We start from the raw sequence: 10,343 nt of genomic DNA on the forward strand, positions 1-10,343 counted from the left end.
AAGGTTAAAGTGTCGAGGGAAGGAGATCGAGCCATGCTTTAACCCCTCCCTTCAAGGGAGGGGCAAGGGGTGGGTGACGCGCGCTAGCGCGTTCGGCGAAACGTGGCGACGGGCATGATCGCTTCGCGACACCCACCCCCGTCCCCTCCCTTGAAAGGGAGGGGCGAAGGTTACGCACCCTTGCCTCCAGCCGAAAATCCCGCCAACACACGCGCCATGAGCACAGTCACCGTCGATTATATTCCCGGCCATGATGGCGTCCGCATCGCGGTGCACCGCCTCGGGGCGGGGCGGCCGGTGGTGATGCTGCATGGCCTCAGCTCCAGTGCGCAGGTGAACTGGATACCCTATGGCACCGCGCAGGCGGTTGCCGATGCCGGCTTCGAGGCGATCATGATCGACCAGCGCGTCCATGGCCTGAGCGAGGTGCCACAGGCGGCGGACGCCTATCCGCCCGATGTCATGGCACTCGACATGGAGATCGTGATCCCGGCGCTCGGCCTGGGCGCCTTCGATCTGGTCGGCTATTCGATGGGATCGCGGCTGGCGGTCAAGCTGATCGGGCGCGGTCTCGCGCCGGAGAAGCTGATCCTCGGCGGCATGGGGCTGGAAGGGCTGACCAACTGGAAGGCGCGGCGCGACCATTTCCTCGCCCTGCTCGACCGCTTCGACACAGCCAAGGCGGGCGACGCGGATTTCGTCTCGATCAGCTTCATGCGCAGCCGCAAGGTTGATCCGGTGGCGCTGAGCCGCCTGCTGCTCTCGATGACCGACATCGCGCCCGAGGTGCTTGATCGGATCACCATGCCCACGCTGGTGCTGTGCGGGGCGGACGACAGCGACAATGGCTCGGCCGATGCGCTGGTCCAGGCGCTACCTAACGCACGGCGCGGCACCATCCCCGGCAATCATATGAGCGCGGTGACCATGCCGAGCTTCGGCGCCGCGATCGTGGATTATCTCCTCGCTTGACGCGCGCGGCCACGCGGGGCAGCGTGGCGGCAATCGATAAATTCAGGGACGACACATCATGAAAATTCTTGTTTCGCGCCTCGCCGTCGCGGCGGCGCTGAGCCTCTGCATTTCCGCATCTCCGGCGCTCGCCGAAGCGGCGCCCGCACCCGCAGCCGCGCCGACCGCCGCGCAGGCCGATGCCTTCATCGCCGCAGCCGAAAAGGAAAGCTATGATTATGTGACCGAGGCCAGCCGCATCCAGTGGGTGAACAATACCTTCATCACCGAGGACACCGACGCGCTGGCTGCCCAAAGCGGCGCAAAGGGGACCGAGATGGCGGTGCGGTTTGCGCTTGAGGCGGCGAAGTACAAGGACGTACCGGGCCTGTCCTTCGACACCAAGCGCAAGCTCGACATGCTGCGCAATGGCATCGTCCTGCCCGCGCCCACGAAGCCGGGTGCGGCGACCGAGCTCAACGAGATCGCGACGCGGCTTCAGTCCAGCTATGGCAAGGGCAAGGGCACGCTCGACGGCAAGGTGCTGAACGGCAGCGACATCGAGGCGGAGATGGGCGAGCTGACCCACACGCCGGCGGAATATCAGGAGATGTGGACCAGCTGGCACGACAATGTCGGCAAGCCGATGAAGGCCGATTATGTGCGCCTCGCCGAGATCGCCAATGCCGGCGCGCGGGAGCTGGGCTTTGCCGACACGGGCGCGATGTGGCGATCGGGCTATGACATGGCGCCGGACGACTTCGCCAAGCTCACCGAGACGCTCTGGCAGCAGGTGAAGCCGCTCTACGACAGCCTGCATTGCTATGTGCGCGGTAAGCTCAACGAGAAATATGGTGATGCCGTCCAGGCCAAGACCGGCCCGATCCGCGCCGATCTGCTCGGCAATATGTGGGCGCAGGAATGGGGCAATATCTATCCCCTCGTGGCGCCCAAAGGCGCCGGCGACCTGGGCTATGACGTCGGCGACCTGCTGAAGGCCCAGGGCTTTGTCTCGACCAGCCCGAGCGAGATGGACCCGGCCAAGCGCGGCTTCTGGGAAAAGAAGATGTTCAAATATGGCGAGGGCTTCTTCTCGTCGATCGGCTTCGCGCCGTTGCCCGACACCTTCTGGACGCGTACCCAGTTCATCGCACCGCGCGATCGCGAGGTGATCTGTCACGCCTCGGCTTGGGACGTCGACCAGAAGGATGATCTGCGCATCAAGATGTGCACCAAGGTGAACAGCGACGACTTCACCACCATCCACCACGAGCTCGGTCATAACTATTACCAGCGCGCCTACAACAAGCTCTCGCCGCTCTATCTCAACGGCGCGAACGACGGCTTCCACGAGGCGATCGGCGACAGCATCGCGCTCTCGATCACGCCGCAATATCTGGTCGACATCAAGCTGCTCGACCCGGCCAAGGTGCCGAGCGCGGACAAGGATATCGGCCTGCTGCTGCGCCAGGCGATGGACAAGGTCGCCTTCCTGCCCTTCGGCCTGCTGATCGATCGCTGGCGCTGGGGCGTGTTCGACGGTTCGATCAAGCCTGCCGATTACAACAAGGCCTGGACCGACATGCGCCTCAAATATCAGGGCATCGTGCCGCCGGTCGCACGGCCGGACGATGCCTTCGATCCTGGCGCCAAGTTCCACATTCCGGGCAACACGCCCTACACGCGTTATTTCCTCGCGCGCATCCTGCAGTTCCAGTTCTATGAGGCAGCCTGCAAGATCGCCGGCTGGAAGGGACCGCTGCACCGCTGCTCTTATTATGGCAACAAGGCGGTCGGCGAGAAGCTGAACGCGATGCTGGCGATGGGTGCCTCGAAGCCGTGGCCCGATGCGCTGCAGGTTTATACCGGCAGCCGTGAGATCAGCGGCAAGGCGATGCTGACCTATTTCGCGCCGCTCAAGAAATGGCTCGACCAGCAGAACAAGGGCAAGAGTTGCGGCTGGTGATGTAGCGACATCGCCTAAACTAACGCCGTCACCCCAGCGAAAGCTGGGGGTCTCTGGCGGTAGGGGCATCCCGCATCCGGACGAGATCCCAGCTTTCGCTGGGATGACGTCGGGTTCGGATGACAGTTATTCCGGCAGCTCGATCCTCAGACGGCGCGTCCCGATGGGCGCGCCGTTTACTTTGTCGATGACGATCGGCTCGACGACATGGCCGTCCTGCTCGTCGATCAGGCGGGAGAGAGCGCCTTCACCATTATGCCTCGCCCCCCAGGCGGCGATGGCCGCAAGCACGGGGATGAAGTCGCGCCCGGCATCGGTCAGCAGATAGTCGTCGCGCGGCGGGCGCTGGCTGTAGCGGCGCTTCTCGAGCAGGCCCGCCTCGGTCAGTGCGGAGAGCCGGCGCGCGAGGATATTGGGCGCGATGCCGAGGCTCGTGCGGATCAGGTCGTAGCGCGTCAGGCCACGCTCGATGTCGCGCAGCACGAGCATGCTCCAGCGGTCGCCGATCCGCTCCAGCCCGCGCGCAATCGGGCAGGGGGTGGCGCAAAGTTTTTCTTGTGTCGTGTCCATTGCACGGAGATAGGATATTAACTATCAAAATGCAAGTGACTCCGAACGCCGGAGTCTCGGCAAGGAGTTCCCCTCATGACGACATCTTCTCTCGGTACCGCCCTCGTCACCGGCGCATCGACCGGGATCGGCGCGGTCTATGCCGATCGCCTGGCCCATCGCGGCTATGACCTCATCCTCGTCGCCCGCAATGGTGAGCGGCTCGACGCGCTGGCTCAGCGTCTGCGCGCCGAGACCGGCCGCACGGTCGACGTGGTGGTTGCCGACCTGACCAAGAGCGAGGATGTTGCGCGCGTCGAGCAGCGCCTCGCCGACGATGCGAGCATCACGCTACTGATCAACAATGCCGGCATGTCGCTCCCCGGCGGCACGCTGGAGAACAGCTCGGCGGAGATTGAGACGATTGTCGCGCTCAACATCACGGCGGTGGCCCGGCTCGCGATCGCGGCGGGCAAGGCCTTCACCGCGCGAGGCGCCGGCAAGATCGTCAACATCGCCTCGATCCTGGGCATCGCCTATGAAATATCCGAAGGCGTCTATAGCGGCTCGAAAGGCTTCGTCATCAATCTGAGCCGCTCACTCGCCGGGCCGGCACGGGAGCGGGGCGTCCAGGTCCAGGCCGTGCTGCCCGGTGCGACGCGCACCGAGATATGGGAGCGGTCTGGCAAGAATGTCGACGACCTGCCGGCAGACTGGGTTATGGACGTCAGCGATCTGGTCGATGCGGCGCTGGTCGGGCTGGATCGCGGCGAGGAAGTGACCATTCCACCGCTTGCCGACGAGCAGCTGTGGCTGGACTATGACAAGGCCCGCGCCGCGATGGTGCCGAACCTATCCCGCCGGGAGGTCGCGCCGCGCTATCGCGTGACCGAAGCAGCCTGATGCGGACAGCAGAAGACCGCCGGGCGCTCGACGCCCGGCGGTCCTCCTGTTTCGTAATGCTTATGCTCAGACGAACCGAACGGCGATGCCGCCCTTGCGTCCGCGCAGGGCAGCGCCCACAAATGCCAGGCCGCCGATCATCATCGCCCAGCTCGCCGGTTCGGGAACGCCCGGCAGGGTCTGCGGGACATAGCGCGGCAGATCGTTGTCGGTGAAGCCGAACACGTAGAAGTGGTTCGGGCCGGAGGTGGCGGGCAGGAAGTCATTATCGTCTGTAATGTACAGCGTGTGCATCATCACGCCGTTCACCTCGACGTCCTGGCCGAAGGAAAGGCCCTCGATCTTGGATGGGATCTGGCTCTTGGGAATGCCATAGGCGACCAGCGCGTCGACCAGATTGATGAACGGAGACGCGTCCTTGGCGACTGCCAGCGCGGCGGCGGCGGCTCCGGTCTCGTTGGTCAGGGGCGTGGCGCCGGCGAGGTCAATCTTGAAGACCTGCTTCCATTTGGCGTTCGAACCATCGCCGAGGCCCTTGCCGTCGCGCTCATCGACCAGGAACTCGTGGTCGTTGATGGCCACGATGTCGCTGACGCCCGAGCCGTTGGTCAGCATATAGGCATATTCCTTCGTCTCACCCGAGGCGATGTCGATGGTCACGATCCGCACCATCTTGTTGGTGGCCGGATTGGCGGCGTCCTGGAGCGTTGCGGCCTGCATGATGCCGACGAGGGTCTTGCCATTGGGCGTGATGGCCAGGCCTTCCATGCCCTTGTTGGTCGTGCGGCCGCTGGTGTTGCCGCCGATTTCATCATCGACCTTGGGCGCGAGATTGGCGATGGCGAGATTGTCCGGAAGTGCGAACGTCTTGACGAGCTTGCCGGTCTCGCGATCAAACTGGCGGACGAAGGGACCATATTCATCGGAGACGAATACGGTCTTGCCGTCGGCGGAGACGCGGATGGACTCCGGGTCGAAGCGCGCAAAGGCTGGGTTGGTCGACAAGCCCGAGCCAAAATTGTCCGAGCGCCCGGTGAAGTAATATTTGCCGGGCGTGTTGACCCAATCGCCCGCAGGCAGGCCATACGCGGTGCCATCGCCATAGGTGAGGGGCTGATCGCTCCACAGCAGCGTGGTGCTGTTCAGGGTGGGAGTCAGTTGATAGGGCAGGGTGGAGCCGGGCGCCGATGGCGTGAGTGCCATGGTCATGGTGTGGAAACGGGCAATGTACGACACCGTGTCGTCGACGAGGCTGTTATAGGGCGTCGCGTTCGGGCCGCGGTCGGGCACGGACAGGAAGGTGTTGCCGCCCGCATAGGCGAAGCCCGAGCCGACGCCGCCAAGAAAATTCGCCGCAAGGCCGTTTTCCAGCGTGTAGTTGAGACCCGACGCGTCGGTCGCGCCCGAGAGCGTGCCAGTGGCAAGGAGCATGGCTGCGGATGACGCAGGCATTGGCGTGGCGATCGCGACGCAAAGCGCGATTTTGCTGAACATGTTCATATGGATCATCCCCCACTATTTGAGCGGCCGGGCGCAAGCCCGGCGCAGGGGGCGTAGTTAACCATGATGACCGTAGAGTTTCCGTTTTGTTAACCTTTTGTGGCGTCGAAGCGTTTTCCGTGGCGCCGCCTCAGCGAAACGGCGGCTCGTTGAAGGCGCGCAGCTTGCGGCTATGGAGCCGGTCTCCCTGGACACGCAGCCGCTCGCAGGTTTCGATGCCGATGGCGAGGTGGCCCGCGATCGCCTCTTCATAGAAGCGATTGGCCTGACCCGGCAGCTTGAGCTCGCCATGGATCGGCTTGTCCGAGACGCAGAGCAAAGTCCCGTAAGGCACACGGAAACGATATCCCTGCGCGGCGATGGTCGCGCTTTCCATGTCCACGCCGACGGCGCGCGAGAGGGAGAAGCGCAGCGCCGAGTGCGAGTAGCGCAGTTCCCAGTTGCGATCGTCGGTGGTGACGATCGTGCCGGTGCGCAGTCGCCGCTTCATGTCGCCGCTGCCGCCCAATATATGCTCGCACGCCTCAGCCATGGCGACCTGCACCTCAGCGATGGCAGGCACCGGGATTTCCGGCGGTAACATCTCGTCAAGCACATGATCGTCGCGCAGATAGGCATGGGCGAGCACATAGTCGCCGATGCGCTGGCTGGGGCGCAGGCCGCCGCAATGGCCGATCATCAGCCAGGCCTCGGGCCGCACGACGGCGAGATGGTCGCAGATCGTCTTGGCGTTGGACGGGCCGACGCCGATATTGACGAGCGTGATGCCGCTGCGGTCCGGCGCGATCATGTGATAGGCGGGCATCTGGTGCCGGCGCCAGGCGCTGTCGGCAATGGCGCTGGCCGGATTGGCGGTGTCTGGCGTGATATGCACGCCGCCCGCGCCTGATAGTGCGGTGAAGCGCGTGCCGGGCCGCGTCAGTTCCTCGCAGCCCCACCGGACAAACTCGTCGACATAGCGGTGATAGTTGGTGAACAGCACATAGCGTTGCACGTCTTCGGGTGGCGTGCCGGTATAATGTTTGAGGCGGGCCAGCGAGAAATCGGTGCGCAGGCCATCGAACAGGGCCAGGGGTCGCTCGCCAGTCGGGCCGGGCAGAAACAGGCCGTCGGCAATCTCGTCGCCGATCTCGGCCAGTTCCGTCGTCGGGAAGTGCCGCGCCAGCTCGCTCGGCGGCACCGTTGCGAGCGTTCCGGGCGGGAGCGTTTCGAGCACGTAGGGGAAGGGGATGGCCTGGTCGCTGCGGCCAACGATGACCTCGATATCATAATCGTTGATCAGGAGGTCGAGCTGCTCGGTAAGATAGCCGGCGAACATCTCGGGGCGTGTGATCGTGGTCTGGTAGCGGCCCGGCTTGGAGAGCCGCGCGAAGGAGCGACGGGTGGGGGCGTCTTCCACGGCGCGGCGATAGTCGAGGGTGAGAGAAGGATAGCAGAAGGCCCGGTCGGCCGTGGCCTGAGCCGAGGGGATGGTCCCATTTTGCGAATAGGCCATCAGCGCCTCGCGCAGATTGCCGGTTGCCGCGTTATATTCCGCGATCAGTTGCTTTACGATGGTTGCGCTGTTTGCTTGTGTCATGAGCTTACTTAGCCCCGACATGTTGCGTTATAAAGAGGGGCGCGAAATGGATTCGCGCCCCTCTTTCTTGTGAGCATTCACTCCCCTAGAGAGGAGAGGGAGCCATCTGTCTCAGATCTGGTCGACCATATATTCGGCGGCCGACACGCGGAATTCGCCGGGCGCCTCGACATTGAGCTGCTCGACGGTGCCGTCGTTGACGACCATCGAGAAGCGCTGGCCGCGGGTGCCGAGGCCGAACTTGCTGCCGTCCATGGTGAGGCCGATCGCCTGCGCGAAGGCGCCGTTGCCGTCGGCGAGCATCGTCACCTTGCCATCCGCGCCGGCGGACTTGCCCCAGGCGCCCATGACGAAAGGATCGTTGACCGCGGTGCAGACAACCTCGTCGATGCCCTTGGCCTTGAGATCCGCTTCCTTCTCGATATAGCCCGGCAGGTGCTTGGCCGAGCAGGTCGGCGTAAAGGCGCCGGGGACGGAGAAGAGCGCGATCTTCTTGCCCGCGAAATAGTCCGTGCTGGAGACCTGCTCGGGGCCGTTCTCGGTCATGATGGCGAAGGTCGTTTCGGGCAGCTTGTCGCCGACGCTGATAGTCATGGCAGTCTCCTGGGTCAGAAAAGGGTCAGGCTGGCATTCTCGTTGGACCATCCGGCACAGCCGGAGCCAGCTCCGTGGGGGAAGTCGGGGCTCGGTGCCGTCCTGTCAAGTGTCGCGAACGGGTTGTGGCATTGATGCTGGACGGCTGGCCGGGCGGAGCGCATCTTGGCCCGACTCAAGGACGCGATGATGACGACAAGCATTTTTCATCCGTCGCTGGCCGGGCAGATGCTGCTGGCGATGCCGGACATGCCCGATCCGCGCTTCGAGCGGTCAGTCATCCTGCTGTGCGTGCATGACGAGGGCGGCGCGCTGGGCATCGCGCTCGACGAGCCAATGGCGGGCATCGGCCTGCACACCTTGCTCGATTCGTTCGATATCGAGGCGGGCGAGATCGGCGACACGACGGTACTGGCCGGCGGCCCGATGGAGCCGCGGCGGGGCTTCGTCCTCCACAGCCGCGACTGGAGCGCGAAAGACAGCCATATCGTGGCGAAGGACATCGCGCTGACGGGCTCGCTCGAAATTCTCAACGCGATCGCGAAAGGCGAGGGGCCGCGGAACTATCTTGTGGCGTTGGGATATGCCGGTTGGGGATCGGGCCAGCTCGAGCGGGAGCTTGCCGCGCCTGGCTGGTATGTGAGTCAGGCCGATCCGCGGCAATTGTTCGATGTGGAGCCAAACGAGCGCTGGGCGACGGCGTTCGAGATGGAAGGGATCGATCCCGCCATGCTGGCCAGCAGCAGCGGGCATGCCTGAACGGCTCGCCGCAAATTCTCCCATAGCCCTTCGTTAACCAGCTTTCTCAACACAGCCACAAGCGCCTCCGGCGAGACTGATGCTGGGTGTATGAGGAGGACTATATGAAAATTCGAGGCGTCCTGGCGGCTGCGGCTGTCACTATGTCCCTTGCCGGCATGAGCTCTCAGGCGATCGCTGCGACCTGCTGGGCGCAGAACGCGGTTGAAGCGGCGCAAGTTCGCGGTTTCGAGACCATGCTGATGGTCGCGACCCTGCGTTGCCAGATCAAGGGTGTCGACCTGTCGGGTGACTATAATGCCTTCGTGCGCAGCAAACGCGCTGTGCTGACCGGCGTCAATGACGAGCTGCGCGCCAAGTTTGTGGGGCAGGGCCTCAAGGGCAATGCTGCGCTCGATGCCTATGACCGTTTCGTCACGTCGATCGCAAACAGCTACGGCTCAGGCATCGGGGCGCCGAGTTGCGGGGAGTTCAAGACGATCCTGGACGGCGCCAATGCGGCGCCGGCCAGCCGCTCAGCCTTACTGGCGCTGGCGCTCGAAGTCGGGTCCGATCCGGTTCGCCAGTCTGATCGCTGCGCCGGCGCCAGGATTGCCCTGGCCAATTGACGGTGTCGCATGGGCGTCTGGCTGTCCTGCAGCCGGACGCTTTCGCGATGAAATGCGACTTGTCCTATTGCCCGCTATCGGGCCTCGGATTATGCTTCGCTATTCGAGCGTTAGGGGCGTTCGAATAGGGTTTGGGGGGATAGTCTCGTGGGACGTGGGAAGATTGCGCGCGCCGTCTGGGTCGGCGTGCTTTGCGCGATGACGGCGGCGGCGCCCGCACATGCACAGCGCTGTTGGAACCAGACTTTGGTCGAGGCGGCGCAGGTCAAGGAATATGATGTCATGCTGATGGTGGCGACCTTGCGCTGTCAGGCCAAGGGTGTCGATTTCTCGTCCACTTACAATAGCTTCGTCTTGACCCATAAGCCGATATTAAAGGCCGTCGGCGATGAGATGATCCGCGAGCTCAACACCAGTCTCGGCGGTAAGGCTGCGCTCAAGGCCTATGACAGCATGTCAGTCACGATGGCCAACAAATATGGGCGGGGAATCGATGGTCTGGAGTGCAGCGACTTCCAGATCATGCTGACGGAAGCCCAGGCATCCAGGTCGACGCGCGCCGACCTGCTTGCCCTTGCGCAGCGGGCCGGAGCCGATCCCGTGCTTCCGGCGCCGCGCTGCGCGCCGCCGATGCAAACCGCTGCCGCGACGAACTGACCGTGGGCCGGACCCTGAGGGCTGGCCGGCGCCGCATCTGACATAAAGATAGCTTTATATTTGCCGTCGAGCCTTGCCCTTGTTAAGGGCGCTCCGGTGTCGGCTTGCCGATGATACATGAGGAGATTTGACGTGGCGACCCTTGCCCAGGACTACATTGTGCAGGACATTTCTTTGGCGGCGTTTGGTCGCAAGGAGATTGAGATAGCGGAGACGGAGATGCCTGGATTGATGGCGCTCCGTGCTGAGTTTGGGGCATCGAAGCCGTTGAAGGGTG

General features: G+C 63.8%; 11 protein-coding genes. 7 read left to right on the forward strand and 4 right to left on the reverse strand.

The window, feature by feature from the left end:
- Window positions 1-216 precede the first annotated feature (216 nt).
- Together KK488_RS12515 and KK488_RS12520 are read left to right on the forward strand one after the other, a co-directional pair.
- Window positions 217-972, forward strand: coding sequence for an alpha/beta fold hydrolase (locus KK488_RS12515; RefSeq protein WP_214624006.1), 756 nt, complete (start codon window positions 217-219; stop codon window positions 970-972).
- A gap of 58 nt (window positions 973-1,030) precedes the next feature.
- Window positions 1,031-2,917: a M2 family metallopeptidase gene (locus KK488_RS12520; RefSeq protein WP_214624007.1), complete on the forward strand. Its 1,887-nt coding sequence runs from the start codon at window positions 1,031-1,033 to the stop codon at window positions 2,915-2,917.
- Window positions 2,918-3,043: 126 nt separating this feature from the next.
- On the opposite strand, the gene KK488_RS12525 is transcribed toward KK488_RS12520, so the two are convergent.
- On the reverse strand, window positions 3,044-3,487 hold the full coding sequence (locus KK488_RS12525; RefSeq protein ID WP_214624008.1) for a winged helix-turn-helix transcriptional regulator: 444 nt from the start codon (window positions 3,485-3,487) through the stop codon (window positions 3,044-3,046).
- A gap of 75 nt (window positions 3,488-3,562) precedes the next feature.
- On the opposite strand from KK488_RS12525, the gene KK488_RS12530 reads away from it, so the two are divergent.
- Window positions 3,563-4,369 (forward strand): SDR family NAD(P)-dependent oxidoreductase, encoded by an 807-nt coding sequence (locus KK488_RS12530; protein ID WP_214624009.1) that lies wholly within the window; start codon window positions 3,563-3,565, stop codon window positions 4,367-4,369.
- 66 nt (window positions 4,370-4,435) lie between these two features.
- Here the strand turns inward: KK488_RS12530 and KK488_RS12535 are convergent, their stop codons facing one another.
- The 3 genes from KK488_RS12535 to KK488_RS12545 all read right to left on the reverse strand — a co-directional run bounded on the left by KK488_RS12535 (window position 4,436) and on the right by KK488_RS12545 (window position 8,042).
- The gene (locus tag KK488_RS12535; RefSeq protein ID WP_214624010.1) at window positions 4,436-5,869 is read right to left on the reverse strand and encodes an esterase-like activity of phytase family protein; all 1,434 of its coding nucleotides are present in this window, start codon (window positions 5,867-5,869) and stop codon (window positions 4,436-4,438) included.
- 130 nt (window positions 5,870-5,999) lie between these two features.
- On the reverse strand, window positions 6,000-7,448 hold the full coding sequence (locus KK488_RS12540) for an AMP nucleosidase (protein WP_214624011.1): 1,449 nt from the start codon (window positions 7,446-7,448) through the stop codon (window positions 6,000-6,002).
- A gap of 111 nt (window positions 7,449-7,559) precedes the next feature.
- On the reverse strand, window positions 7,560-8,042 hold the full coding sequence (locus KK488_RS12545; protein WP_214624012.1) for a peroxiredoxin: 483 nt from the start codon (window positions 8,040-8,042) through the stop codon (window positions 7,560-7,562).
- A 189-nt stretch (window positions 8,043-8,231) separates the two neighbouring features.
- Between KK488_RS12545 and KK488_RS12550 the strand changes: the two genes are divergently transcribed.
- The 4 genes from KK488_RS12550 to KK488_RS12565 form a co-directional block, all read left to right on the forward strand.
- Window positions 8,232-8,801: a YqgE/AlgH family protein gene (locus KK488_RS12550; protein WP_214624013.1), complete on the forward strand. Its 570-nt coding sequence runs from the start codon at window positions 8,232-8,234 to the stop codon at window positions 8,799-8,801.
- Between the two features lie 158 nt (window positions 8,802-8,959).
- Window positions 8,960-9,409 (forward strand): hypothetical protein, encoded by a 450-nt coding sequence (locus tag KK488_RS12555; protein WP_214624014.1) that lies wholly within the window; start codon window positions 8,960-8,962, stop codon window positions 9,407-9,409.
- Window positions 9,410-9,556: 147 nt separating this feature from the next.
- Window positions 9,557-10,066, forward strand: a complete 510-nt coding sequence (locus KK488_RS12560) for a hypothetical protein (RefSeq protein WP_214624015.1) — start codon at window positions 9,557-9,559, stop codon at window positions 10,064-10,066.
- 132 nt (window positions 10,067-10,198) lie between these two features.
- Window positions 10,199-10,343, forward strand: a 145-nt coding sequence (locus KK488_RS12565) for an adenosylhomocysteinase (RefSeq protein ID WP_214624036.1), incomplete at its 3' end; no start/stop codon positions are given.

The sequence above is a fragment of the Sphingobium nicotianae genome (assembly GCF_018603885.1).
Classification (GTDB): Bacteria; Pseudomonadota; Alphaproteobacteria; order Sphingomonadales; family Sphingomonadaceae; genus Sphingobium; species Sphingobium nicotianae.

Excerpts from the sequence above, each read along its gene's own strand:
- KK488_RS12515 (WP_214624006.1), top strand. The coding sequence starts at position 217 with ATGAGCACAGTCACCGTCGATTATATTCCCGGCCATGATGGCGTCCGC.
- KK488_RS12520 (WP_214624007.1), top strand. The coding sequence starts at position 1,031 with ATGAAAATTCTTGTTTCGCGCCTCGCCGTCGCGGCGGCGCTGAGCCTC.
- KK488_RS12525 (WP_214624008.1), bottom strand. The coding sequence starts at position 3,487 with ATGGACACGACACAAGAAAAACTTTGCGCCACCCCCTGCCCGATTGCG.
- KK488_RS12530 (WP_214624009.1), top strand. The coding sequence starts at position 3,563 with ATGACGACATCTTCTCTCGGTACCGCCCTCGTCACCGGCGCATCGACC.
- KK488_RS12535 (WP_214624010.1), bottom strand. The coding sequence starts at position 5,869 with ATGAACATGTTCAGCAAAATCGCGCTTTGCGTCGCGATCGCCACGCCA.
- KK488_RS12540 (WP_214624011.1), bottom strand. The coding sequence starts at position 7,448 with ATGACACAAGCAAACAGCGCAACCATCGTAAAGCAACTGATCGCGGAA.
- KK488_RS12545 (WP_214624012.1), bottom strand. The coding sequence starts at position 8,042 with ATGACTATCAGCGTCGGCGACAAGCTGCCCGAAACGACCTTCGCCATC.
- KK488_RS12550 (WP_214624013.1), top strand. The coding sequence starts at position 8,232 with ATGACGACAAGCATTTTTCATCCGTCGCTGGCCGGGCAGATGCTGCTG.
- KK488_RS12555 (WP_214624014.1), top strand. The coding sequence starts at position 8,960 with ATGAGCTCTCAGGCGATCGCTGCGACCTGCTGGGCGCAGAACGCGGTT.